Below are 25,112 nucleotides of genomic sequence, written 5' to 3' on the forward strand. Positions count from 1 at the left end.
GACCTCAAGTCCTGCGATTCCTCACACTTAGCGAGTTCGTCGATGTCTCAAACGGTTGCGACCAATATTGCGCGCACTCTCAAGGAGTGTGGCGTCGAGCACTTCTTCATGCTGACGGGCGGCGACCAACCGCTTTGGATCGCTCTGCGCGATGCCGGCATCAAGATGATCGTTGCCCGCAGCGAGCCCGGCGCCGTCTACATGGCCGATGGCTATGCGCGCGCTGCCGACAAGGTGGCTGTGACTTATGGCCAGGCTGGTCCAGGTGCTGCCAACGTCGCGGCCGCGCTCGCCGACTCCTACTGGGCGCAGTCTCCCGTGTTCGCCTTGACGGGCGCTACCGCGACCGGAGCCGTCCATGTCAACGAATACCAGGCGCTCGATCAAAACACGATGTTCGGCCCGGTCACCAAGTGGAACGGTGCCGCCGAAGAGCCGGGGCAGGTTGCCCCATTGATGAGACAGGCGCTGACCGCAGCCGTCTCTCCGACGCGTGGCCCGACGCATCTCGATGTCCCCAAGAACTATTTCGGAATGGCCGACGGCAGCGAGGGTGTCGAAGGCAAGGGACTGCTGCCGACGTTCAACATGTTGCAGGCTGACAGCTCCGAATATGCGAGCACGCTCGAGGCTCTGCGAGCCGCCAAGCGGCCGATGATTCTGGTGGGGGAAGGCGTGCGGCTCAGCGGCGCCGGCCAAGCGGTCGCGCGCCTTGCCGACCTGCTTGGAATTCCGGTCGTCGCAACGATGGGCGGCAAGCCCGCGGTGCTTTCGTCATGCGCGCAATTCTGCGGGATTGTCGGCCGTTATTCCTCGGTGACGGCCAATCGCCTGATGGCTCAGGCCGATTGCGTGCTGGCTCTCGGCACACGCCTGGGTGGGCTCTCGACAAATGGCTACAGCCTGCCTTCCCGCAAGGCGAATGTGATCCAGGTCGATCAGGATCTCACGGCATTCGCCAATCCCTACGCGCCTGCTCTCTGCATCCGCTCCGATATCCGGATCTTCGTCGAAGGTCTGCTGACCGCAAGCCGTGCCAAGCTGCCTTCCGAAAAAAGTGATTGGCTCGCGACATGCCAGCGGGAAAGTTCGGCCTGGTTGGAGCGCTTCGCGCGGCATACCGCTAGCGTCGCCTCGCACGAGGTCCTCTCACCGGTCTCGGTTCTCGAGGAGTTGTCGCGTTACGGCTCGGAGATCACGGTTGTTGCCGATACCGGCTACATGGCCGCCTGGACCGGCGTTCTGTTCCCGACCCTTCGCTACAATTCATTCTTCCGCGCGGTCGGTTCGCTTGGATGGGCATTGCCTGCAGCCCTGGGTGTGCAGATGGCGCGTCCAGAGAAGGTCGTGTGCATCACGGGCGATGGCGGCGCCGGCTACCACTTGGCCGATATTGAAACCGCGGTCCGCTACAAGATCCCGGCGCTCATCCTGGTGTTCAACAACAACGGGTTGGCCTTCGAGTATCACGAGCAAAAATACCGCTGGAATGGAAATGTCGTCGCCGAGGCGAACGACTTCACCGCCTCGGACTTCGCACTGGCGGCAAAGGCGCTGGGTGCGACCGGGCTGCGGGCGACCAACCGGGCTGAGCTCAGCCAGGCGCTTGCGCAGGGCATTTCCGCGGACCATCCTTGCGTTATCGACATCGTCATCGACCGCGAGGCTTTTCCGCCCGTGACCAATTTCGATGCCGTTATCGAGAGGGAACTATGAGCGAGCGCTCTGGTCGACCGCGAGATGCGCTCGCGTTTCATTACGGTATCGTCCTTCCCGACGATGTGGCGGAGCGCCTCGATAGTGGCGTGACCCGTGTGGCCGAGCGACTGCCTGCGTTGGTGCTGCACGCGCCGCCGAAGCAGCCGGGCTTCGTGACCCCTCGCATCCGGGCGCCCAAGGATGAGTGACGTCCTGGATCTGGATCTGTGCGCGGCCTCCCAGTTGGTGGCCTCCGGCCGGATTACTCCATCGGAACTCGTATCGGCCTCGTTCGCGAGGATCGAAGCCAATTCGGCCGCTCGCGCTTGCTTCCTCCGTCTCGACAAGGAAGAGGCCATCGCCCGATCGCAACGGCTCGACCGAGTGACAGAGCATCGGGGCAGCCTGCACGGGCTGCCTTTGGCCCACAAGGATCTCTTCTCGCTGCCGGCAAAGAAAGCGACGTTCTCAGCCCACGCCGACTTCCATCTGGAGGGAGAGGAGACAGCTTCAGCTCTGGCCGCGTTGGATTCCGCCGGCGCTGTCAACATCGGCGGACTGCACCTGTCGGAGTTTGCGATGGGGCCGGCCGGCTGGAGCGAGCATTACGGGTTCTTGGAGAATCCGCGCGATCCCAGCCTGGTGACGGGCGGCTCGTCGAGCGGTAGCGCGGCTGCCGTTGCGCGCAAGCTTGTGTTCGGCGCGCTCGGGACCGATACGGGGGGCTCGATCCGAATCCCCGCGGCATTCTGCGGCGTCGTGGGGCTGAAGCCGACGGTCGGTCTGGTGCCTTCCTTCGGCTGCTTCCCGGTTTCCAACAGCCTCGACACCATCGGCCCGCTCGCCCGCACGGTGCGCGACTGTGCGCGTCTGCTCGATGCGCTCGTCCCGCAACAACCTGGCCGGCGGTATGCACAAGGACTTGGCAAGAAGCGGCCGATCCGGTTTGGCGTTCTCGATACGGCTTGTCTGACAGTTGCGCCCGATACGGAGGTGGCCGACTCGTTCGAAAGCGTTGTCGAGGCAATAGGCCGTGCCGGGATGGAGGTCCGCTCTGTCCGAATGAACCGTCTCGCCGAGGTTTCCGCCCTTTCCGCTGTGGTCTTCTTGACCGAGGCTGGGGCCGAGCATGCGGCTCGCCTGCATTCCGCCAGGGAAAAAATCGGCCCGCAAGTCGCGGAGCGCTTGCTCCAGGGGCTCACCTATCCTGGCAGCCTCTATCTGCTGGCCCGCAAAGCACGAGAGGCGCATCTCGAAGCATTGAGACAGAGCGTTTTTTCGCAGGTCGACGTTATCTTGCTGCCGACCTCTCCGTCTCTGCCGCCTCGGCGCGATGAATACGAAAAGCGGTGCGATACAGGCGCTATCCTCGATTTCAATGCGCGCCTGGGGGCCTACACGCCTGCTTTCAGCTTTCTTGGCGTGCCGGCTCTCTCACTCCCGGTCCCGGAGGGAGCACCGGGCTTTGGGCTGCAAGTCGTGGCCGACATTCACTGCGATGACGTCTTGTTGCAGGCTGCTCGAACGTTAGAGGGCCTCTGGGGACCGTAGCTCATATTCTGTCGGCACGCCGATGTTACACGCACCAGCGTGTTACGACAGATGGGCTGCCGAGCATACGGATGGCGATATCGACTCAGATGGACGAGAGCCGGATTCGGTCCGTCCAACCGGCGCCTGGACATTGGCGTGTAAACCCTCTGGGATCCAAGCGCAGGCCCACTTTCGAGCAGATTGACAATTTCTCGCAGCCGCGGAGCTGCGGCATTTAAAAAAGCTCCCGTTTCTGTCCGAGTGAACGGCCGCGGCAGGACACTCTATTCCCGCGCCGCAGGAACTTAATCACTTGAGGCAGCGTCGCGCCATGACCGGACATTGGATGGTTGCCAGGAAGCGGACATCGCTCGCTCGCAGCCACCCTCGTTGAGGTCACCCCGCCCGGCCCGTCGAATTTCCGCGTTGAGGGCCGCCACCCTGAATCCATTCGACGCGTAGCCTCGATTTCAAGAGTGGCCCAGCCAAGCTTGACCCGCATCAGCAGTCATGACAACGTTATCATCGTCGATGACAACGATTTCATCGCAATCAATTAGCCTTGGAGCGGCGTTGCATGCTGTCTGCCGACCGACAATCAAAAGAAGAGAAGCCGCGGGCCGCCGCCCAGCCGATCGTTCTCGATCGGGTCGAGAAGTTCTACGGAAGCATGCAGGCCATCGCGCCTGTCAGCCTGACACTCGCCGCGGGCGAGTCAGTCAGCATCGTCGGCCCCAGCGGATGCGGGAAGAGCACGCTAATGCGCCTGATCGCGGGTCTCGACGGCGTGAGTCGAGGCGAGGTCCGTATCGGTGCGAATGTGGTCTCGGCGCCGATCGCGGATATGGGCATCGTCTTCCAGCGCGACCTGCTGCTCGATTGGCGCAACGTGTTGGACAATGTGCTGCTGCCGGCCGAGATCAGGAGCCTGCAGGGCATGAAGCCCCGAGCGCTCGAACTGCTGCACGAACTCGCCGTCGGGGATTTCGCGAAATCCTATCCCTGGCAGCTGTCGGGCGGCATGAGGCAGCGGGTGGCCATCGCGAGGGCTTTGCTGACGAATCCCGGCCTGATTTTCCTGGACGAGCCGTTCAGCGCGCTCGACGCGCTCACGCGCGACCAGATGAATGTTCTGCTCCAGCAGGTTCAGGCGACGCACAATGCCACGACGCTGCTGATCACGCACAGCATCTCCGAGGCCATTTTCTGTGCCGATCGTGTGATCGTCATGTCTGGCCGGCCCGGCATGATCCTCGACGACATCCGCATACCTTTCGAACGACCCCGGCGGCTCGCAGTCCGTGAGACGGTCGAGTTCGCAGCGATCGGGCGACGGATTCGCGAGCATTTCGAAAGAGCGGGAGACCTCGTCGGATGAGCGTCGAAACACAGCCAATCGTCGCGACGGCGCCGTCTCCGAAGTCGAGCGCGCAGTCGACGGGCATGCTCGACCTCGCGGGCGGGATGCTCTGGCCGCTTCTAAGCGGCGCCATCGGACTGGGGCTCTGGGAGGGGCTGGTCCGGGCCTTCCAGGTCCCCGTCTTCATGGTCCCGGCGCCGAGCCAGGTCGTGATGACGATCGTGGAGAACTGGCAGTACCTCCTCGCGCAGCTGGCGATCACGACGCTTGCCGCGACCCTCGGCCTCGTCCTGGCCGTGACGTTCGGCCTTGTTGCGGGGGCGGCGATCGCCAGTTCGCGGCTGGTCGACCGGATGCTGACACCTTGGTTGGTCATCGCGCATGCTGTGCCGAAGGTCGTGATCGCGCCGCTCTTTCTCGTCTGGTTCGGCTTCGGCCTCCAGAGCGAGGTGTTCTTCGTTGTCGCGTTCACCTTCTTCCCGGTGATCGTCAATACCGTGTCGGGCCTGAAGTCGGCCGATCCGGAACAGCTCGTGATGGTCCGCGCCATGGGCGCGACGCCCCGGCAGACGCTGCGGACGATCCAGTTTCCAAGCGCTCTGCCGAGCATCTGCTCGGGTGTAAAGCTCGCGACGAGTCTGGCGCCCGTGGGTGCCGTTATTGGCGAATTCGTGGCCTCGAACAAGGGATTGGGCCATCTGCTCATCCGGGCCGTCGGCGACATGGATACGCCGCTCGCCTTCGCCGCGGTCACGGTCTTCTCGATCTTTGGCGTGTTGCTGTGGCGCGCCGCCGAGTGGGTCGAAAGCCGTGTGCTGCCTTGGCATCCGAGCCAGCGTGCCTCGTTCCTTCTGCGCAGCGCGAACAACTAAAAAGGGGAGCAATAAGCATGAACGAACTAATTAAGACTCTCGCGGCACGGTTTCCGGCCGTCCTGAGAGTAGGTATCCTCGCCGCTGCGGCCTGGTCCGCTGGCCCAGCTGCCGCGCAGGCTCTCACGCCCGTCAAGGTGCTGCTCGACTGGGCCTGGCTGCCCTATCATGCACCGTTCCTGATCGCGCAGGAGCGCGGCTTCTACAAGGACGCCGGCCTTGAGGTCACGCTCGAACAGGGGCGCGGCTCGGCCACGACGGCGCTGCTGCTGTCGCAGGGCGGCTTCGATATCGCCCATCTCAACGTCACCAACGCAGCGCAGATGATCGGCAAGGGCGGCACGATCAAGACCGTCGGCATCTATCAGCACAAGACGGCAGCGGCATTTGTCGGAATCAAGGGCAAGGTCAAGCTCGACGGGCCGCAATCGCTGAAGACCATCAAGATCGGCAGCACGCCCGGCGGTTCCGACGCGCTCAGCCTGCGTATCTTCGCCCGCGCGAACGGCATGAAGGTGACCGACCTCAACGTCGTCTCGCTCGACTCGAACGCCAAGACCACCGCTCTCTTCGGCCACACGATCGATGCCGTCAGCGGCGACAGCCCCGCCTACAACTCCTATGTCAGGTCGACGAACCAGGAGCCCGAGACGCTGCTTCTTGCCGATGCCGGCGTCCCGCTGATCGGGTTCGGCTTCGCTGCCAACAACGCCTATCTCGCCAAGAATCCTGAAACCGTCCGCAAGTTCCTGGCTGCCACCAAGCGCGGCTTCATCGAGGCGGCCAAGGACTACAAGGCCGCTTGCGAGCTCATCCAGGCGCAGGTGCATCTGGCCGGAACGGTGGAGCGCTGCGTCGACTACAATCAGGGTGTGCTCGCGCTCTCGACCCCGCCGGATTCTCCGGAATGGGGGCTGCAGTCTGAGGACGAGTGGACGAAGCTCATCGCCACGCTCAAGGACGTCGGCGAGCTGCCGAGCGACGACCGTCCCACCGCGGCCTATTACACCAACGATTTCCTGCCTAAGTGATCGAAGGCCCAGCGACGATGCCAGCCACTCCGACCACCTCCAGCTCCCGATACGATGCGATCGTCGTCGGGGGCGGACATAACGGCCTCGTCGCTGCCGCCTATCTCGGCCGTGCCGGCCTGAAGACGCTCGTGGTCGAGGCCAGCCCGCGCCTCGGCGGCCCCGCTGCCACGGTCGAATTCATGCCGGGCTATTCGACCACGCTTGCCAACTCGCCGGGCTCTCTCGAGCCCAAGATCGTGCGCGAACTGGAACTCGAACGCTACGGCTTGAGCTTCGTGCGCCCTGACCCGACTCTGGTACAGCCTTTGGGCCCGGATTCGCTTTATGTGGGCTGGCGCGATCCAGCCCGCAACAATGCCCAGATCGAGGCCTTCGCGCCCGGCGAGGCATCGCGCTACGCCGCGTTCTTCGCCTACCTGCAGAACTTCGCCGACCGGCTCGGAATCTCGATTTTCGAGCCGCCGCCGTCGCTGCAGCACCTGACGCGCAACCTGTCGCGGCTTGAGGACCAGGAGGCGTTCAGCCGGGTCTTCTTCGGCAGCATTCGCGACCTGATGGACGAATTCGAGCTCGCGCCGAAGACGAAGGCCTTGATTGCACCGCTGGCGGTTGTCGGCGGCCAGGCCGCCCCCTCCACGCCGGGGACGCCTTTCAATCTGATGATGCGCCCGTTGTCGCTGGCCTCGCTGCGTGACGCAGGAGGGCAGGACCCCCGTCTGATCCCGCTGCGCGGATCGACGGGACTGCCGGTCGGCGGAATGGGCGCCATCATCGATGCGCTGCGCGACAGCGTCGTCGCGCATGGCGGAACGGTCCTTACAAGCGAGCCTGTTGCCTCCATCCGAACAAACGGCGAGCAGGTTCGCGGCATCGTCACCACCAGCGGCTTTGAATTCGAGGCGCCGATCGTCGTCTCGGCCATCAATCCTCAGACCACAGTCGCGACGTTGCTCGACGAAGTGACTAACTGGGGCGAGCTAAAGCCCAAGGTGCAGCGCAAATCCCTGCGCGGACGCGCGTTCAAGGTCGTGCTCGCTCTCGATGGCATGCCGCGCTTTGCCGGCGCCAGCTCCGATGCCGAGGCGGCGAGCTTCGCCTGCACGCAGTTCCGGATCGCGCCGACCCTCGAATATCTCGAGGAGGGCCATATGGACATGCTGTCGGGTCGGCTCTCCGAGAAGCCGGTGATCTGGGGCCTTTGCCCGTCGATGACCTCGCCGAGCCTCGCCCCTGCCGGCAAGCACGTCCTCAGCCTCAATGTCGGGAACGCGCCCTATCATCTGCGTGAGGGAAGCTGGGCCGAGGGGCGTGACATCCTGGCGAAGCGCGCCATCGCCAAGCTCAGCGAGTTCATGCCGACGCTGCCCGCAATGATCAGCGACTATCGCGTCCTCGACCCGACACAGTTCGAGAGCGAGTTCGGCCTCGTCGAGGCCAACATAACGCATGGCGATACGCTCCCGCACAACATGTTCTGGATGAGGCCGATGCCGGGCCTTCACGCCTACCGGACTCCGACGCAGGGGCTTTACCTCAGCGGGAACGGCAGCTGGCCGGGCAACTACATTTCCGGAATTGCCGGGCACAATACCAGCCAAGAAATCCTGCGAGATCTGCAGGCCCAGAGCCGCCCGGCCACCCAGGCCCTCGCCGGCGCAGGGAGCCACTGATGGTCAGCGTCGTCGCAGTCGCCACGCATGCCGGAGTGTCTCCCGCGACCGTCTCGCGCGTGCTCTCCGGGCGGACCGTCGTCGCTCCCGAAACCCGCGCGCGGGTTCTCGAAGCGGTCAAGGAACTCGGCTATCGGCCCAATGAGATGGCGCGCAGCCTGCGCGCCGGGCGGGGCAGGGCGGTCGCGCTCGTTACCGGCGACGTCGAGCAAGGCATTTATGCCGCGCTCGCCAAGCATGTTCAGGCGGAGCTGGAAGCGCTCGGCCTCGACCTGCTGCTGTTCAACCTCGGACACCGCGAAGACCGGCTGCGCCATTTCCTCGAAAGGGCCCCCTCGCTGGGCCTGCGCGGCGTGCTCCTGTCCTCGCCGCATATCATGGACATGGCCGAGCTCATGCCGCTGATCCGGACAGCGACCGAAAGCGGCATCGATGTGCTCTCGGTTAGCCAAGATCTCAGCGCGCACGGTATCGCCTCGATAATCCACGACGACACCGGCGGAGCGCAGGCCGCCGCCGAGCATCTCATCGCACAAGGTCGGACTCCGATCGCGTTCCTCGGCCGCATCGCGACATCGGCAATCGGCCGCGCGCGCTTCGAGGGCTATCGGGACGCGCTCGTCGCCAATGGACAGGCGGTCGACCCGGAGCTGGTCTGGGATATCTCGGAGGGCTACCGCGCCGACGCCGGCTACCAGGCGACTTCGAATGCCTTTGCCAAAGGTTTGAAGTTCCGAGCCGTTCTCACGGCCAGCGACGAACTCGCGCTTGGCAGCATGGCGGCCGCCATCGACCGCGGCCATTCGGTGCCCGACTCGGTCGCATTCGTCGGCTTCGGCGGGCTGGGCTGGGGCGTTTTCTCGCGCCCATCCATGACCACGGTCAGGCTCGATGTCGCCGCCGTCGCACGAGCCGTCAGGGACAGGTTCAAGGGCGAGGACGAACCGCCACCGGCCCCTGCGCGCATCGCCGTTCCGGCCAGTCTCGTCCTGCGGCAATCCGCGTAATCACCGATACAGAAAGCACAAGGGTTAAAAGCCATGCTGATCGATGGCCTGCAATGCGGGCATTTCACCCGCGACGTCTTCACTGAACTGCGGCAGGCGAATGTCGCGGCCGTCACTGTGACCTGCGGCTTCTGGGAGGGAACGGTCGAATCCCTGGACTCGCTCGCGCGCTGGCGGGATCTGGTCGCGGCGAATGCCGATCTCGTTTCGATCGCGACAACGGCGGCCGAGATCGAGGCCGCTGCCGCGGCGGGGCGCACCGCGATCATCCTCGGCTTCCAGAACGCCAACCTCCTGGAAGGCCGCATCCGCTTCGTCGAGCTTTTCGCCGAACTCGGCGTCAGGGTCGTCCAACTGACCTATAACAACCAGAACGAGCTCGCGAGCAGCTGCTACGAAGAGACCGATAGCGGGCTTGCCCGCTTCGGCCGCGAAGTGATCCTGGAGATGAACCGGGCCGGAATTCTGGTCGACCTCTCTCATGTCGGCAACCGCTCGGCGTTGGATGCGATCGAGTGCTCGCAGAAGCCCGTCGCGGTGACCCACGCCAATCCGGACAGCCTGTTCGCCCATAAGCGCAACAAGACTGACGATGTGCTGAAGGCGTTGGCCGAGCGGGGCGGGGTCCTTGGTTGCGCGACCTATCGCAACATCACGGGCGACCATTATTCGAGCTCGCTGCAGTCCTGGTGCGAGATGGTCGCTCGCACGGTCGACCTGATCGGCATCGACCATGTCGCGATCGGCACCGACCGCAGCCACAACTTCACCAGGCCCGATTACGACTGGATGCGGATGGGCCGCTGGACCCGTGGCGTCGATTATGGCGCTGCCTCCGCAGCTAAACCGGGCAAGGCGGCGCCGCCGTCCTGGTTCACCGAGGTCCATCATCTCGGCCTGCTGCCCGACGGGCTTCGCGGCGTCGGCTTCAAGCCGGCCGAGGTCGAGAAGATCACCAGCGGCAACTGGCTGCGGCTTTACGGCGAAGTCTTTGCGGGCGGCCAGCGCGTACAGGGGGCAACGGTCGGTTTCGTCCAAAGCGATCCGGTCCTGGCCCTGTCCTGAGCCCTTCTGCGGACTTCCATTTCGAGAGCATCATGAACCATTCCAGGCAGTTCTACATCGATGGCGCTTGGGTCGCGCCGTCGACCTCGCGGGTCCTTGCGGTGATCGACCCCGCGACCGAAACAGCCTTCGCGGAGATCGCGATGGGCGCGCAGGCCGATGTCGACCGCGCCGTCGCGGCAGCGAGGCGCGCCTTCGGGGCGTTCTCGCAGACCTCGCGCGCCGAGCGGATCGCGCTGCTGCAGAAGATCGCGGCGGGCTTCGATGCGCGCGCTGATGAGTTGGCCCTGACGATCTCGCGCGAGATGGGCGCTCCACTTCCTTTCGCGCTGAGCGCTCAGGTCGGCAGCGGCCCGAACCACATCAAGGAGATGATCCGCGTTCTGGAGGCTTTCGATTTCGATGCGCCGCAGGGCCGCACTATGATCGCAAAGGAGCCGATCGGCGTCTGCGCGCTGATTACGCCATGGAACTGGCCGATCAACCAGATCGTTTGCAAGGTCGCGCCGGCGCTGGCGGCCGGATGCACCATGGTGCTGAAGCCGAGCGAGGTCGCGCCGCTCAGCGCCATCATCTTTGCCGAGATTCTGCATGACTCGGGTGTCCCGGCCGGCGTCTTCAACCTCGTCAATGGCAATGGACCCGAGGTCGGAGCCGCTCTCTCCAGCCATCCCGAGGTCGATATGGTCTCGATCACCGGCTCGACCCGGGCTGGCGCGCTCGTTGCGAAGGGCGCGGCTGACACCATCAAGCGGGTTGCGCAGGAACTGGGCGGCAAGTCGCCTAACATCCTGTTGCCGGATGCCGATATGAAGCGCGCGACCGAACTCGGCGTCGCTCGCTGCTTCGGCAACACCGGCCAGTCCTGCAGCGCCGCGACGCGTCTGTTGGTGCCCGTGGAACGGCAAAACGAAATCGCAGCCTATGCCAAGGCGGCGGCTGAGACCTTCGTCACCGGCGCTCCCGACCAGCGGGGCACCACGCTCGGGCCGCTGGTCAATGCGGCCCAGTTCGAGAAGGTCCAGCGCCTGATCGAGACGGGCATTGCCGAAGGGGCGACGCTCGTGACCGGCGGGCCGGGCCGGCCGGAAGGCTTGGAGCGTGGCTACTATGTGCGTCCGACCGTGTTCGCGGATGTTCGCCCGGACATGACGATCGCGCGAGAGGAAATCTTCGGCCCGGTACTCGCGATCATCCCCTACCGGAGCGAGGACGAGGCGATCGAGATCGCTAATGACACGCCTTATGGCCTCTCGGCCTACGTCCAGGCTGGCGATCTAGGCCGGGCGCGCCGCGTAGCTAGGCGCATTCGAGCCGGCAACGTCCACATCAACTACCCGCCGATGGATCGCGGGGCTCCGTTCGGTGGCTACAAGCAATCGGGCAATGGACGCGAATGGGGCGCCTGGGGCCTGCACGAGTTCCTCGAGGTCAAGGCCATCATGGGGTACGAGGCATGAGCGCGAACCTCATCGGCCAAGCGGAGCCGGAACGGATCGCGCTGGATATCCATGCGCACCTTGCGCCTGTGCTGCCGGAGCAGCTCAACGCCATCCCGGGCGTCGTCTGGAACGCCAACCCCGGCACATTGACGATCGACGGCTACACGTTGGCTGCGCCGTCGGTCTATCGCGCCGAAGCGCTGATCGCGTGGATGGACGCCAACCGCGTCGAGCGCGCCTGGATATCGATCCCGCCGCCGCTCTATCGGCTCGAAGTCGACGAGGCGGGGAGCCGCGACTGGACCATCTACGTCAATGATGGCCTCGATGCGCTGGCGGCGCTCTTTCCGACACGTCTCGCGCCGCTCTACCACCTTCCGGTCAATCATCCGGCGCTCGCGGCCGAGATCGCGGCCGACCGAGCAGGGCGCGGTGGCGCCCGGTTCGCCATGCCGGCCGGATCGCAGAGCCGGGAGATCATCCTGTCGGACCCGGCCTACGCGCCGCTATGGGCTGCACTGGACAAGGCCAGCGCCTTCCTCTTCCTGCATCCCTGCAAGGGCTGCGACCCGCGCTACGAGCCCTTCTACCTGCACAATCTGATGGGGTCGCCGGTGGAGACGGCCCTTGCTGCGGCCCATCTGGCGATGTCGGGAGTGCTGGAACGCCATCCTGACATGCGCGTCTGCCTCGCTCATGGCGGTGGGGCCTCCGCGGCGGTCGCTGGGCGGCTCGAACGAGGGCAGCTGACAGGCCGACCGGGTGCCGATACCGGCGCGCAGAAGCCTCGTCTCGCGTTCCGTCGGCTCTGTGTCGACTGCATCACGCATGATCCGGCGGCCTTGCGCCTGGCGGTCGAGATCCATGGCGAGGATCATGTGCTGTTCGGGTCCGATTGGCCCTTCTCGATGGGGCTTCCCGATCCGCATGCGCAACTGAGCGATACCGCTCCCTCCCTGCGCCGGAAGATCTTCCAGGACAATCCGGTTGCGCTCGGATTGGTCGACCCGTGATTGCCGTCACCCCTTTCAACCCATCAGCGCGTTCAAGGCGGTTGTTCACATGACAGTGCAGGGTATTGGAATAGGCGCGCGGGCCAGCGAGGCGGTCATTTGCAACAGCATCGCGCATTTCGCAGTGACGCCGCAGACCCATACGATGCCGGGCTCGATGCGGGCGAGCAGACGCGACAGCTTCTCGCCAAGCTCGATGCCAGGCTTGAAGAACTCGGATCATCCAAGTCCAGGGTGATCTTCGTCACGATCGTGTTGGCGGATACGGCGAGCTACGCCGCTGTCAACAGTGCGTGGGACGAATGGATCGATCCGAAGGTGCCGCCTTCGTGAGCCTGCATCGCTGCCGCCCTGGCGAGCCCGGCGATGAAGGTCGAGTTCATCGTCCAGGCAGCCGTCGATCCCTGAGCGCGTGGCATGCGATCTCAGCCATCTCCACTGCTGTATAGGTGGCAAGATGCAGATTGGCCTCTCGCGCTCCTGTGGCGAAGAGTGCGCCATTTGCGGACATTGAAACCCGTCCAGAAAGCAGACTTCTTTGCGCAGGCTAGCGATTTGAATTTCTAAGTGGCCCACCCGTCAGCGACTTCGCTGGCGACAAGGACCGCGATCACGCCCACGCACCAGCCCGACACGACATCGCTGGGGTAATGGACGCCGAGATAGATGCGGCTGATGCCTACCGCCAAGATCGCGAAGACCGATACAGCAATGGCATAAGCCTTGAGTGCACGGTCGGCCGCGCGTTCCGCAACGAGGACAGCAAGCGAGATGAACATCGCCGCCGAGATCGCCGCGTGCCCGCTCGGGAAGCTCGGTGTGAAGACGCGGGCGAGAGCCGGCAGGTCCGGCCGTGGCCGGTTGAAGACGTGTTTTAGGCCGAAGGCGCCGACGACGCTGAGGACCAGCGTCAGGCAATGCCGGATCGCGTCCCTGCGCCGACCTGCGATCACGAGGTAGCCCAGCATCGTGACTGCAATGAAGCCGAGTATCGCGAGGCTGCCCACCGCGGTGACATCTCGTCCGAGTTCGTGGACCCAGGGCGGCCCGATGACGCCGGCCTGGTCGACGCCGATGCGAAAAGCCCCCAACACGGCTTGGTCGAACATCTGGATGCGACCTTGGACCAGCCCCCATGCCAAGGCAGCGAAGCATGTCGCCGACACCGTGCAGATGACGGCTGCGGTCGAGCGCCGGCTCATCGCCTGGCTCCTTTGACGACGCTGGAGAGCAGGACGCCGACGCATCCGACCACCAGTAGCGCACCGATGACCATGGAGGTCTCGTGGATGAAGTGGGCCAGCAACCAGGATCCGCCGACAACGGCGAGGATCGAGACGGCCAGCATCTCGTCGTCGACGAACAGGCCGATGAACTCCTGGAATATGAAGCGGATGAAGTTCATCGGGCGATCTCCTGCGAGGGACGGGCAACGGTAACCAGAGCTAGGCCGACCGCCAGGAAGAGGACGCAAAGGCCGAGGATGGCGAAATCGTGGCCCGGCCAGGCGACGCCAAGCCCCTCACCAGTCCAGTAGACGCCGAAGGCCGACAGCATCACGCCGACGCCGAATTTGAGCGTGTTCTCCGGCACGCGCGACAGCGGCTTGTAGACGGCGAAGCCGATCGCCAGGACAAGCAGGCAGGCGGCGAGAGCGCCCATGGCGGCCGGCCAGAGCAGGCCGCGGCCGGCGCCGACGGCAATGACGACAAACACGACCTCGACGCCCTCCAGCATGACGGCCTTGAAAGCGGCGAGTCCGGCGATCCAGTTGCGCCGCGTGATGTCCCGGCGGGCGGCGTCTGTCAGGCTCGCCGTCTCCTTGGCGAACGCGACCTCTTCGTCGTGGAGGGCGATGATGCCGGCTGCGCGGAGGATCGCTTTCCGCAGCCAGCGCAGGCCGAAAAGCAGCAGCAGAATACCGATGACGAGTTGCAGGCTCCGCAGCGGGATGCGGTCGATCACGGGACCTAGGGCCAGGACCAGGAGCCCGAGGACGCCGAGACCGGCGGCTGTGCCGGTCAGGGCCGGGCGCCAGCCCTGCACAGTGCCGACAGCCAGGACGATGGTGAAAGCCTCGACGACCTCGACGATGGAGGCCAGGAAGGTCGCGGATATTGCGGGAGCGACTGTCGCCCATGACATCACGGCAGGATCCTTCCGGTGCGCATGGGGCAATGCATGCTGCGCCCACGGCGTAGCTGTGGTATGGATCGAATACGATCATCCAAGCATATTAAATGTAACGGCTGTAACAATCAAGAGGTACGATGCCTGCGCTCGAATGGGTTCTGCTGACGTATAAGGTGCCACCCGAGCCTGCCCGGAAGCGGGTCTCGATCTGGCGCAAGCTCAAGGGCATGGGGGCCGTCTACCTGCAGGGCGGCGTCTGCGTGTTGCCGAAGACCGACGACCACGTGCGGCGCCTGAAGATGCTGGAGAACGAGATCGCCGAGGCCGAGGGCGAGGCGCTTCTGCTGGCGACGGTGGGACTCGACCAGAAGCAGCAGGAAAAGATCATCGCCCGCTTCAATGCCGACAGGGACGACGAGTACAAGGAGTTCATCGAGAAGTGCGTCGCCTTCGAGGAGGAGATCGCGGAGGAGACCCGGGTCAAGCATTTCACCTTCGCCGAGCTGGAGGAAAACGAGCAGGAGCTGACCAAGTTCAAGACTTGGATCGCCAAGATCCAGAAGCTCGACTTTTACAAGGCGCAGCGGGCCGAGGAGGCCGCCGAGCGGCTGACTCGGTCGGAAGCGATCCTCGACGCCTACGCCCACAACGTCTTCGCCGCACAGGAGGAGAACCGGCCAGCGGAACCGTCCAAGGGCTAGAACGCCCGAGTGGCGAGTTCCCGAAGCTTGGTGGTCTCGGTCCGGAAGCTGCGGTGCTCGTGTCGGCCCGTTCGCGGGTGCCTGCGATGCCAGACGTCCTCCAGCCAGAAGGCGCCATGGTCGTCGACGGGCAACACGGGTCGCCAAGCGTACCAGACGTTCCAACCGGATTCGGTGGCCTGGGGTGGCTTCAGGAGGGCCGGCATCAACCCTCCTCCTCGATGGCGGCCTGAGCGATCGGTACCGCGTTGTTAGCGAACCGGGCGGCCACGACGTGCCCGAGCGCGACCGCGCCAACGCACAGCGCGAGCGACAGGACGATGTTGAAAGAAGCCCGCAGCATCGCGCCGCAGCGCATCAGGTCGAGCGTCTGCAGGCTGAAGGACGAGAACATCGTGAAGCCGCCGCACAGGCCGACCATCACGAAGAGGCGCAAGTTGTCGGACGCCGGGAAGCGGCCGCTCGCCAGCGTCAGCGTGCCGAAAAGACCGATGACGAACGAGCCGGTCACGTTGATGAGGATTGTGCTCCAGAGCAGATCCCGGCTGATCGGGAGCGCCCAGGTCGAGACGACGTATCGGGCCAGCGTCCCGACGGCGCCGCCGGCCATGACGCAGGTGGAGAATGACATCTTCGCGCTCCCATCGACGGTGGCAGGCATCCTCCGGCTCCCGGCCGGATGCGTGCCGCTTCGTTGACAGGAGTCATCAGCCCACGGCGGGCGGTTTCGGGGGAGCCCCATCCCCGTGCCAGTCACAATAGCAAAGCAAGCTAGCTTGCCAATAAAAATGGAGCGGTTGCTGCGCGCCACGGCTTCCGACACGCGCCAATTCCGGACATTAACCCGGTGCCCGAATCCAGACATTTCAACCCGCCTTGAGCGGGCGGCCAACGCATTTCGTATAACGCCGGAAGAACTATTCCTGAGCTTCGACCATTGAGAAATTGGCCTTCGATATCGTCCGACCATGCGGGTGGACTTGCGCTCGCCGTTCCACCTGCTGCGGCAATGGTCGACGTCGCGAGATCCGGAATAATGCTCTAGGCCGCGGTGGCACAGATTTCGATGAGGCGGAGAGCGGTATGAGTCGCGATTGCCGCACCGAGGTGGTTTTTCCGGAGCGTTGACCAGGGAGCGGCAGTCTGAACGTAGTCGTTTGCAGCCGACCAAAGGGCACGTGCGCTTACTGTTGCGTACCCACACTCCCGCGCCTCGTGATGGGCACGGATCGCCACCACACGTGCCCTCGCTATCACGGTGACACGGCGAGCGCGCTCGGTATCTTGCCGCCCTGTAGCCCGGATGTGAATCCGATCGAGAATACCTCGCAAGGCTCACGCCTTGCCTCCGGTCAAGGCCGAGCGCTCGATCGGCGCGCTGCGGGATGCGGTCGAACCGATCGTCGCTCTCTTCTCGCCAAGCGAATGCGCAAACTTCTTCAGAACTCCAGGATACGCCCCAGAGTAGACCGGAAACGCTCTAGATCCGATAATGTTCAATGACGGACATGTCAGGCTCAAAGCCGATGCCTGGAGCATCGGGGATCCGGACGGTTCCATCGACCGGCAGGACCGGATCGAGGCCGCACCAGGCTTCCGGCCGGACATAAAGGAATTCGAAGACTTCGAAGATGTCGATGGCGGCAGCAAGCTGCAGGCTCGCCCAATAGCCCGGCCCGAAATAGGGCGAATGGGGCGCAAGACGCTTCCCGGCAGCGTTCGTGAGCTGCGCGATCTTAACGAATTCGGTGACGCCGCCGACTTTTGTCACGCTCGGCTGGACTACGTCCAGCGCGGGCACGAGGCGGCCGAACTCGACCGCCGTGCAGGCATTCTCGCCGGCGGCGATTGCGATCCCCTCGGCTGCAATGGCCCGCCAGGGTGTGGGATCTTCGGGCGGAAAGGTCGGTTCCTCGAGCCAGTTCACCTCGGTCTCGGCGAGTACCGGCAGCATGGTCCGGATCTGCTCCAGCGACCATTGGCAGTTGACGTCGACGGTCAGGCGCGACTTCGGCCCCGCGCCCCGGCGACCGGCCCTGATCGTCTCCGGCAGCACTTCGTGCAGCTTCACCTCGTCATAGCCCAGTGCCGCCGCCTCGGCGGCGAAGTGCTCGACGCGCTCGGCCTCGCCATAGCGGACGAGGCTCGCATAGGCGCGGACCCGGTCGCGGCGAGGCGGTCCGAGCAGGCGGGAGAGCGGCAGGCCGGCGCGCTTGCCCGCGATATCCCAGAGCGCGATATCCAGCCCCGCGATCGCGAACATGGTGATGCCATAGCGGCCAAAGAGGGCCAGGGCCTGCTGGGCCGCCAGATTGACGGCTTGCGGGTCCCGCGAGTCCCGCCCGATCACGGCCGGCGCGACCAGGTCGCGAACCGCGATGGCGGTGGCGTTCTGGCACATGTAACCGAAAGCCTCGCCCCAGCCGACCAGGCCCGATCTCGTTTCGACCCGAACCAGGACGATGTCGAGATTGCTCCAGCGGGTCGGCGTGATGCCCTGTCCCTTGCCCCCGTCATCGAACGGAATGCGCAGGACAATCGGCTCCACCTTGGTGATCGGATCGGACATGGCCTTCTCATCGGGTCGAAGGCCGGCCGATGCGGCCGGCCCGGCGAAGCGGGCGGGGTACGGCCGCCCTGCACGAGCATGGGCGACCGCGATCGGGCGGGGCGGGCACGGTGCCCGCGGCCCAGTTCGAAAGGCAATCAGGCTTTCCGGCCGATTTCCTCGTCCCAGCGGCGGAAGGCCAGGACCATCTGGTCGGGTTCGAGCGGCAGCTCGAAGGGCGTTTCCGCGATCAGCTTCGCATATTCGGGGCGGCCGAATTCCGCGATCGCGGCCTGGCTCTCGGGCGGTGCCATCGAAAGCGGGACATCCTTCACCGCCGGTCCGGGATAGAGATAGCCCTCGTCATAGGTGAAGGCCTGTGCCGGCTTGGTCAGCATGAAAGCCATCAGGTCGAGCAAGACAGCGAGCTTGTCGTTGGGCAGCCCCTTCGGGATCGCCATGTACTGGCCGTCGATGACCCAGCGGAAATCCTTCAGGGTGGCGATGCGTGCCTCTTTCGGGACGACGCCGAGCACGCGCGGATTGATGTCCCAGCCCGTCGTGGTGGCGATGATATGGCGGGTGCCGTCGCCGAGCTCCTTCATCACCGCGGAGGTTCCGGTCGGGTAGTACTCGATGTAGCGGCCGAGCTCCTTCAGATAGGCCCAGGTCTTGTCCCAGCCCTTGATCGGGTCCTTCGGATCGCGATCGCCGAGGATATAGGGCAGCCCCATGATGAAGGTGCGGCCCGGGCCGGAATTTGCCGGCCGGGCATACATGAATTTGTTCGGGTGGGCCTTGGCCCAGGCGAGCAGCTCCTCGAGCGAGCCGGGCGGGGTCGGAACGTGGTTCGGCAGGTATTCGAGCAGGGGCCCTGACGGGTAATAGGCGACGACCACGCCCTGGCCGCGCGCCAGGCCCTGCATCATGGCAGCGCCCTTCTCATAGATCTCGTCGAGTTTCGGCAGAGCACTCTTGTGGGCTGAGAGGAGGTCTACCCAGAGATTTTGCTCGATGCCGGCCGCGAGGGCGTCCGTGCCGGTCAGGACGAGGTCGATGTCGATCCGCCCGGCAGCCTGCTGCGCCTTGATCTTGCCCGGCAGTTCGGGGGCGGGCGCCTTGGTGAAGGTCATCCGCGACACCAGCTCCGGCTTCGCCCGGCGATAGGCCTCGAAAGCCCTCTGCGTCAGTGCGAGATTGCCCGCGACATCGACGATATTGAGATTGACGGGGGCCTTCGGCAGCGCGAGCTGCGCTTGCGCGAGGCCGGGGGCGATGGCGGCAAGGCCTGCCGCTCCACCGATGAACTGGCGTCGAGATGGGTCTGTCATCTTCATTTTGTTGTCCTCCCAATGGTTGCCGCCGGAGCGGCCTCTCTGCGCGGCGTCTTGTGCGCCATCGTTTCTTGCTCGGCGTCTGCGGCCGATGCGGCCTGGCGCTGCCTCACCAATCCTCAATGCGCGCGATGTCCCCGACGAAGCTCGCTTCGGCCATCGTGCCGCCGATGACGCGGCTGGCGAGCCGGCCGGCATCTTCCGGCGGCACGGCCGCCATCACAGCTTCCGCATAGTCGTCGGCGCTGTCTTGCGGCCGGTAGCCCAGGCGCCATGCCGCGGCATTGTCGAAGAAGCTGCGGGCGTTGTCGGAGACGCCGTAGACGACGGCGAAGCGCAGGGCCTCGTGCTCCAGGCCGATCCGGACCAACTGCGCGAGATCGCGCGGGCTCGTCCAGATGGCGAGACGCCGGCGGTCGACTGGCCGGTCGCCCAGGAATCCGACCCGGATGGCCAGGACCCGCAGCCCGAACTGGTCGGCGAAGAAGGCCCCGGCCTGCTCGCCAAAGGCCTTGGTCAGGCCGTAGCGGCTGTCCGGCCGTAGCAGGACGTCGGTGCCGATCCGCCTGTGGCGCGGATAATGACCGACGACATGGTGCGAACTGGTGAAAACCACGCGCTCGATCCCGGCGGCGCGCGCCGCATCGAACACGTTCCAGGCACCCTGCACATTGCCGGCGATTTGCTCCTCGATCCCGGCCTCGGTGGTGCAGCCGGCAAGATGCACTACAGCTGAAGCACCTTGCAGCGCCTCGGCCAGGGTGTTCCCGTCCGCGATGTCGCCGAGGATGGCTTCCTCGTTTTCCCCGAGGTCCACGATGGCGTTGCGGTCGAACAGACGAAGGCGATAGTCGTTCCTCAGTAAGGGCCGGATGGCCCGGCCGACGACGCCGCCGGCACCGGTCACCAGGATGATCTTCGTCACGGATCGATCTCCCGCTCAGCAGCTGGCCGTGCGCCTCTTCGCCCGAGGCCGATCTCGATCCAGGTGCTGAAGCTCGCACCGGCTTCGAGCAGGCGCGTGCCGGTGCCGGCGACGCCCTCCGCCGCCAGATTGAAGCCGTTCGCGACATGGGAGACCGGCTCGACACAGAGATACGCGTCGTCGTCCGGGCGATGCAGAACCAGATGAGAGAGTGTCGGGGCCGCGGCGACATGGACACAGTGTCCGTCGGCATACCCGACCTCCAGTCCGGTCCAGTTCGAAAGATAGCAGGTCCGCTCCTCGACGGCGTCGGCCGGGGCCCTCTCGCCGGTCGCAAGATAATCCTCGTCATGCAGCCAACGCTGCCGGGCGTCGTGACGAATCTGCGCACCGGGGGACCAAGGTAGATAGGGGTGCCAGCCGAGTCCCACGGGGGCCGATTCCGCCCCGCGGTTCCGGACGCTCAGCTCGACGCGCAAGGTCTCCGGCGTGAGCGCGAAGGATTGCCGGGCGACATAGGGCCAGGGCCAATCGCCGTCCGGCTTGGCGGAGAGCGTCAGCACGGCGCTCGTCTGGTCGCTGGCTTCGACCGTCCAGGCACGGAGATGCGCCGTGCCGTGGAGGCTGTGCGGGGCGGTGTCCGGGTGCGGCTCGATGGGCCACGTGCGGCCGGCATGGCGCAGGCGGCCGGCGGCGATGCGGTTGGAATAGGGAATGAGCGGATATGCTCCGCCTTTCGGCCAGCGCCGGGACTCGGCCGGCCAGGCGCGCAGGGGCACGACGAGATCGTGCGCGGGCGTGCTGGACAGGTCGCGAAGCGTGGCGAGGCGTCCACCCTCGGCGGGCGCGAGGGTTGCCTCCAGCGCGCCGGCTCGCAGCACCAGCCTGTCAGCCTCGCGGCCCTGGACTGCCGGCCTCGTGTCCTCGGGCAATACCGGAGGAAGCTCCATGGTTTCAGCCATTCCCACCGCTCTCGCTGGCTAGGCTCGTGGACCGAGATGATAGCCGCGGCCGGCGTAGTCGAACTCGACCAGTTCGCTGATCGGCAGGCTGCCATCGGCGGCCGAGGCGTAATAAGCCCGGATTTCGCGGATCAGTCCGCTCTTCTCGTCGAAAACGTACCATTCGTCGCCTCGCAACGCGGTCTTGGCGTTGGGCTTCCAATGGGTCCATTCGATCACGGCTTCGGGCGTGGTCGAGGAGCACAGGATCTTTTCGATGGTCCAGCGCGAGCCGAGGTTTTCGACGCACCAGACCCATTTGCGGGCAATCACATCGGCGGTCCGCCAGGGAATTTCGGGCAGACCGGGCGGGAAATAATGGACGGCGTCGGGCGTGAAGCAGGAGACGAGCATGGCGTAGTCGCCGGCGTTGCAGGCTTCGAAATAGCGCCGGATCGCCTTTTCCATGAAGGCGGGGGTGATCTCAGCCATTGGCGGCCTCCGCGCGAATACGCGTGATGTCCTCTTCGCGGGCGCCGGCCTTCTGCCAGGCCTCGAAATCGGCACGGGTTTGTGGCGTCGGCGGATAGACGCCGTAAAGTCCTTCCCCGGAGGCGATGCGCTTGACCAGATAGCCTTCCAGGATGTCGCGCTTCTCGCCTGCATCGGCGATCTCGGCAGCCAAACGGCGCGGCACCACCGTGACGCCGTCACCGTCGCCGACGAGGATGTCACCGGGATAGACGGCTACGCCGGCGCAGGAGATCGGCACGTTGAGATCGGCGGCGTGATGGGTCGAGAGGCGGGTCGAGGCGACCACGTCGCGGGCATAGGCCGGGAACGGCATCGCGGCGATCTCCTGGCCGTCGCGGAAGGCGCCGTCGGTGACGATGCCGGCCACGCCCTTCACCATCATGCGCGTCAGCAGGACGTTGCCAGCCGATGCGGACGAAATGTCGCCGCGACTGTCGATGACGAGAACCTGCCCCGGGCCGATCTGCTCGACCGCCTCCCACTGCAGGTTGTCCGGATTCGGATACGGGGTCAGGGTCGCGTAGGTGTCGATATCCTCACGGGCCGGGATAAAGCGCATCGTGAAGGCCTCGCCTGCGAATTTCGCGGCGTTCGGGTTCAGCGCCTTCAACCCGACCAGGAAGCACTGGCGCAAGCCGCGGCGGAACAGCTCGGTGGTGAGCGATCCGCTGCTGATCGCTTTCAGCCGGTCGATCACCTCCTGCGGGACGGCGACGGGGTGTTGCGTGGGTGATGTCATGAATCGCTGTCCGGCCGAAGGAATTTCGCTCTCAAGCCGATGGCGCAGTCGTTCGCCGCCTCGGCCTTGACCTTTCTGACCTACATATTGATCCTCGGGAAGCCTCAGGGCCAAGCTCTCGCGCCATCAGTCTCACAATATGGAATCATGCGATGGCAGAACCGCAAGCGGACGCGATCCGATGGATACCGGACGATCGCAACGAGCAGCCGGCTGTCGCCGGTACGGCCCTGATCGGCAAAGCCTTTCGGCTGATCGATCTGATTGCCGCCGCCCCGGGGCAAATCTCGGCGGCCGAACTTGCCGTCGCGACGGGGTGGCCGAAGGCGACGCTCTACCGGATTCTCGCTTCCGTCACGGCGCATGGCTTCGTTCGCCTCGATCCGCAATCTCAAGGTTATACGCTCGGCTACCGCCTGCTCGAGCTGGCGCAGAATGTCTGGGTCGCGCCCGATCTCGCCACCGTCGCCAGCGTCGAACTGCAGCGCCTCCGCGACATGACCGGAGAGACCGCCTATCTCGCGGTGCCTCATGACGGCACGGTCCTGGCGCTCGGCAAGTTCGAAAGCCCGCACGACATCCGCTCAGCCGCGCGCCTGGGCGTGCGCAAGCCTCTGCACTGCACCAGCCAGGGCAAAGCGATCCTGGCCTTCCTGCCGGAATCGGAGGCCGAGGCCTTGCTCGGCCAGGGGCCTCTAGAGCGTTTCACCCCGCAGACGATCACCGATCCCAACGCGCTGGTGGCGCAACTGCGTATCGTGCGGGCCCGCGGCTATGCGGTCGAAGACCAGGAAATCGTGCCGGGCAACCGCTGCGTCGGCGCGCCAGTACTCGATTCCGGCGGTCAGCCCATCGCGGCCATCAGCGTCGCCGGGCCCGTCTATCGATTGACCAGCGAAAGGGTGGCGCAACTCGGCCCCGAGATTGCGAATGTGGCTCGCAATATCGGCCTGGGGCTCAAAGGCGCGCCGGCGCGGCAATCGCAAGCCGGCATGCCCTGGCAACCGCATGGCTCGCACGGCAAGCCGGTCTTCTACGGCGCTCACCCGGTCTGGGACCCGGAACGCTCGTCCCTCGTCTGGGCGGACCGGCTCGGGCCCACCCTTTACATCACGTCGGGGGGGCGGACTGCGACAATCCGACCGGAGCCCGGCGCTCCGATCGACGGCCTCGCGGTGACGACCGAAGGCGACGTCATCCTGCTGCTCGGCGGGCGTGTTCTAAAGATCAGCAAGCAGGAATGCATCCTGGATCGCACCGTACCCATGCTCGCCGGCGCTACTGCGATGGCAACCGATGCCGCGGGGCAGCCATGGGTCGCCGTATACCAGGGTGACGAGACGCGGATCGGCAGAATCGGCGCCGACGGGACGTTCGACGTCGCCTGGGCCCTGCGAAAGCGGATCGGCGCGCTTGCCTGGTCGCAGGCGAGCGGCACGCTCTTCGCTTCGGATCCCCAGAACGGCACGATCTATCTCTTTGGGCGCGAGGCGGCGGCGCCCAGGCTTTTTACCCGCCTACCGCCCGTCTCAGGCGAGCCGCGCAGTCTAGCGGTCGATACGGATGACCGGCTCTGGGTGGGGCTCTACGACGGCTGGAGCATTGCGCGACTGACGCCCGATGGCGAGATCGAGCGGTTGCTGCCACTGCCGGTTCCGCGCCCAACCGGTCTTGCCTTCGGCGGCGAGGGTAAAGTCTACGTCACCACCGCCAGGATCGACCTTGCCCGTGAGGTCCTGGAAAAAGCACCACTATCCGGCCATTTGCTGGTGGCGCAGACGAGTAAAGGCTGACCTGTCGAATGCGAGACGGCTCCTATCGCGCTGTCGCCCGTTCCTTTCACGCCTTTTGCTATTCAAACACCCCTCCCTCGCCAAATTCTCAGCCCGGACCGTGGGGAGTGGCCGCCACTCGGGCTTGAATTATCGGACCTCGCACAATCTGGGATGTTCCTTGGCCAGGGCGAGCCAGAAACGTGCAGGACATGCGTCCCCGGATAGCCATCGCGCGGCCGGGAGATTAGGGCGTGTCAAAGATTGCCATGGCCGCGTATTACGAGCAGAGGTCATAGGGCAGCACCGGAGATCGTGTCTTACATTCTGGGGCACGCGCCTTCTGCTGGAGCGAGCGGAGGGATAACCGGCCAAGATCGGCCGGCATCAAGCCTCTATGGAGCAAATTAGCTTAGCGTGCCAGGAAGGTCATTGAGCCGCAGCCCTCATGGCGTCTCACAATATGATCCTCCGAGAGGAGCGGATCATTGACGGCCAGGCGCCTCTGAAACACGTTCCGGCCGTCAATCGGGGTACATGAACGATGCCCTGCCGGGAGGATACGCCATGCGCATGCCAGGTTCTGTGGAGATCCGATCGGATTCCGGGACAGCCGCGACATGGGCTACCGCCACAAGCCCGGCTGACAAATCATATGCGGTAACCGCTGATTGCCGTGTGATCGCGGGCTTGTCTCATTTCAACGCCTGATGGCGTCCTTTCGATCCCGTTTCTCAGATTCATCCGGAAGCCATGACCATCAACGCAGCTTCGTTCCGCGAGCTTCGGCT

General features: G+C 65.0%; 25 protein-coding genes, 1 pseudogene and 1 riboswitch. Of the genes and pseudogenes, 15 read left to right on the top strand and 11 right to left on the bottom strand.

Annotated elements, in window-relative coordinates; genetic code table 11:
- The first annotated feature begins 42 nt into the window (after positions 1–42).
- From AC1RLU_RS19570 to AC1RLU_RS19630, 13 genes and pseudogenes are all read left to right on the top strand, one after another.
- Positions 43–1,716, top strand: coding sequence for a thiamine pyrophosphate-binding protein (locus AC1RLU_RS19570; protein WP_492797617.1), 1,674 nt, complete (start codon positions 43–45; stop codon positions 1,714–1,716).
- Positions 1,713–1,907 carry a hypothetical protein gene (locus AC1RLU_RS19575; RefSeq protein ID WP_113586061.1) on the top strand — a complete coding sequence of 65 codons (195 nt, stop codon included), beginning with the start codon at positions 1,713–1,715 and terminating at the stop codon, positions 1,905–1,907. The genes AC1RLU_RS19570 and AC1RLU_RS19575 overlap by 4 nt, the downstream gene beginning before the upstream one ends.
- Positions 1,900–3,249 carry an amidase gene (locus tag AC1RLU_RS19580; protein ID WP_492797619.1) on the top strand — a complete coding sequence of 450 codons (1,350 nt, stop codon included), beginning with the start codon at positions 1,900–1,902 and terminating at the stop codon, positions 3,247–3,249. The genes AC1RLU_RS19575 and AC1RLU_RS19580 overlap by 8 nt, the downstream gene beginning before the upstream one ends.
- A 559-nt stretch (positions 3,250–3,808) precedes the next feature.
- A complete protein-coding gene (locus tag AC1RLU_RS19585; protein WP_492797621.1) occupies positions 3,809–4,609 on the top strand; it encodes an ABC transporter ATP-binding protein in 801 nt (266 codons plus the stop codon).
- Entirely contained in the window at positions 4,606–5,463 is an 858-nt protein-coding gene (locus AC1RLU_RS19590) for an ABC transporter permease (RefSeq protein WP_492797623.1), read from the top strand. The genes AC1RLU_RS19585 and AC1RLU_RS19590 overlap by 4 nt, the downstream gene beginning before the upstream one ends.
- Positions 5,464–5,480: 17 nt before the next feature.
- The gene (locus AC1RLU_RS19595; protein ID WP_492797625.1) at positions 5,481–6,494 is read left to right on the top strand and encodes an ABC transporter substrate-binding protein; all 1,014 of its coding nucleotides are present in this window, start codon (positions 5,481–5,483) and stop codon (positions 6,492–6,494) included.
- A gap of 17 nt (positions 6,495–6,511) precedes the next feature.
- Entirely contained in the window at positions 6,512–8,167 is a 1,656-nt protein-coding gene (locus AC1RLU_RS19600; RefSeq protein WP_492797627.1) for a phytoene desaturase family protein, read from the top strand.
- Positions 8,167–8,298: pseudogene (locus AC1RLU_RS19605) on the top strand (LacI family DNA-binding transcriptional regulator); the annotation flags it as partial. The gene AC1RLU_RS19600 and the pseudogene AC1RLU_RS19605, both read left to right, overlap by 1 nt.
- Before the next feature lie 15 nt (positions 8,299–8,313).
- Positions 8,314–9,174: a LacI family DNA-binding transcriptional regulator gene (locus AC1RLU_RS19610; protein WP_492797685.1), complete on the top strand. Its 861-nt coding sequence runs from the start codon at positions 8,314–8,316 to the stop codon at positions 9,172–9,174.
- Positions 9,175–9,207: 33 nt separating this feature from the next.
- On the top strand, positions 9,208–10,239 hold the full coding sequence (locus tag AC1RLU_RS19615; RefSeq protein ID WP_492797629.1) for a membrane dipeptidase: 1,032 nt from the start codon (positions 9,208–9,210) through the stop codon (positions 10,237–10,239).
- A gap of 32 nt (positions 10,240–10,271) precedes the next feature.
- On the top strand, positions 10,272–11,699 hold the full coding sequence (locus AC1RLU_RS19620; protein WP_492797631.1) for an aldehyde dehydrogenase family protein: 1,428 nt from the start codon (positions 10,272–10,274) through the stop codon (positions 11,697–11,699).
- A complete protein-coding gene (locus AC1RLU_RS19625) occupies positions 11,696–12,694 on the top strand; it encodes an amidohydrolase family protein (protein ID WP_492797633.1) in 999 nt (332 codons plus the stop codon). The genes AC1RLU_RS19620 and AC1RLU_RS19625 overlap by 4 nt, the downstream gene beginning before the upstream one ends.
- A gap of 99 nt (positions 12,695–12,793) precedes the next feature.
- Positions 12,794–13,027, top strand: a complete 234-nt coding sequence (locus AC1RLU_RS19630) for a Rid family hydrolase (protein ID WP_492797635.1) — start codon at positions 12,794–12,796, stop codon at positions 13,025–13,027.
- Positions 13,028–13,257: 230 nt separating this feature from the next.
- On the opposite strand, the gene AC1RLU_RS19635 is transcribed toward AC1RLU_RS19630, so the two are convergent.
- The 3 genes from AC1RLU_RS19635 to AC1RLU_RS19645 are packed head-to-tail and all read right to left on the bottom strand — an operon-like array spanning position 13,258 to position 14,842.
- The gene (locus AC1RLU_RS19635) at positions 13,258–13,896 is read right to left on the bottom strand and encodes a phosphatase PAP2 family protein (protein WP_492797637.1); all 639 of its coding nucleotides are present in this window, start codon (positions 13,894–13,896) and stop codon (positions 13,258–13,260) included.
- Complete coding sequence (locus AC1RLU_RS19640) at positions 13,893–14,099, bottom strand: hypothetical protein (protein WP_492797639.1); 207 nt, start codon at positions 14,097–14,099, stop codon at positions 13,893–13,895. The genes AC1RLU_RS19635 and AC1RLU_RS19640 overlap by 4 nt, the downstream gene beginning before the upstream one ends.
- Positions 14,096–14,842 (bottom strand): COG4280 domain-containing protein, encoded by a 747-nt coding sequence (locus tag AC1RLU_RS19645; RefSeq protein WP_492797640.1) that lies wholly within the window; start codon positions 14,840–14,842, stop codon positions 14,096–14,098. The genes AC1RLU_RS19640 and AC1RLU_RS19645 overlap by 4 nt, the downstream gene beginning before the upstream one ends.
- Before the next feature lie 122 nt (positions 14,843–14,964).
- On the opposite strand from AC1RLU_RS19645, the gene AC1RLU_RS19650 reads away from it, so the two are divergent.
- Positions 14,965–15,528 (top strand): Chromate resistance protein ChrB, encoded by a 564-nt coding sequence (locus AC1RLU_RS19650; RefSeq protein ID WP_492797641.1) that lies wholly within the window; start codon positions 14,965–14,967, stop codon positions 15,526–15,528.
- Positions 15,529–15,733: 205 nt separating this feature from the next.
- Here AC1RLU_RS19650 and AC1RLU_RS19655 read toward each other — a convergent pair whose 3' ends face one another.
- The 8 genes from AC1RLU_RS19655 to AC1RLU_RS19690 all read right to left on the bottom strand — a co-directional run bounded on the left by AC1RLU_RS19655 (position 15,734) and on the right by AC1RLU_RS19690 (position 22,549).
- A complete protein-coding gene (locus AC1RLU_RS19655; protein ID WP_492797686.1) occupies positions 15,734–16,159 on the bottom strand; it encodes a CrcB family protein in 426 nt (141 codons plus the stop codon).
- Positions 16,160–16,219: 60 nt separating this feature from the next.
- Positions 16,220–16,283, bottom strand: a riboswitch (Fluoride riboswitch).
- Positions 16,284–16,569: 286 nt separating this feature from the next.
- Positions 16,570–16,860 (bottom strand): hypothetical protein, encoded by a 291-nt coding sequence (locus AC1RLU_RS19660; protein WP_492797642.1) that lies wholly within the window; start codon positions 16,858–16,860, stop codon positions 16,570–16,572.
- 148 nt (positions 16,861–17,008) lie between these two features.
- On the bottom strand, positions 17,009–18,097 hold the full coding sequence (locus tag AC1RLU_RS19665; protein ID WP_492797643.1) for a mandelate racemase/muconate lactonizing enzyme family protein: 1,089 nt from the start codon (positions 18,095–18,097) through the stop codon (positions 17,009–17,011).
- A 137-nt stretch (positions 18,098–18,234) separates the two neighbouring features.
- Complete coding sequence (locus tag AC1RLU_RS19670; protein WP_492797644.1) at positions 18,235–19,413, bottom strand: ABC transporter substrate-binding protein; 1,179 nt, start codon at positions 19,411–19,413, stop codon at positions 18,235–18,237.
- Positions 19,414–19,519: 106 nt separating this feature from the next.
- Positions 19,520–20,335, bottom strand: a complete 816-nt coding sequence (locus AC1RLU_RS19675; protein WP_492797645.1) for an NAD-dependent epimerase/dehydratase family protein — start codon at positions 20,333–20,335, stop codon at positions 19,520–19,522.
- Positions 20,332–21,297 (bottom strand): aldose epimerase family protein, encoded by a 966-nt coding sequence (locus tag AC1RLU_RS19680; protein ID WP_492797646.1) that lies wholly within the window; start codon positions 21,295–21,297, stop codon positions 20,332–20,334. Before AC1RLU_RS19680 ends, AC1RLU_RS19675 begins: the two co-directional genes overlap by 4 nt.
- 18 nt (positions 21,298–21,315) lie before the next feature.
- On the bottom strand, positions 21,316–21,768 hold the full coding sequence (locus AC1RLU_RS19685) for a nuclear transport factor 2 family protein (RefSeq protein ID WP_492797647.1): 453 nt from the start codon (positions 21,766–21,768) through the stop codon (positions 21,316–21,318).
- A complete protein-coding gene (locus tag AC1RLU_RS19690; RefSeq protein ID WP_492797649.1) occupies positions 21,761–22,549 on the bottom strand; it encodes a ribonuclease activity regulator RraA in 789 nt (262 codons plus the stop codon). The genes AC1RLU_RS19685 and AC1RLU_RS19690 overlap by 8 nt, the downstream gene beginning before the upstream one ends.
- A 152-nt stretch (positions 22,550–22,701) precedes the next feature.
- Between AC1RLU_RS19690 and AC1RLU_RS19695 the strand changes: the two genes are divergently transcribed.
- Positions 22,702–24,342, top strand: a complete 1,641-nt coding sequence (locus tag AC1RLU_RS19695) for an IclR family transcriptional regulator domain-containing protein (protein WP_492797650.1) — start codon at positions 22,702–22,704, stop codon at positions 24,340–24,342.
- Positions 24,343–25,112 lie beyond the last annotated feature (770 nt).

This window comes from Allobosea sp. GW822-FHT05A11 (assembly GCF_058800455.1).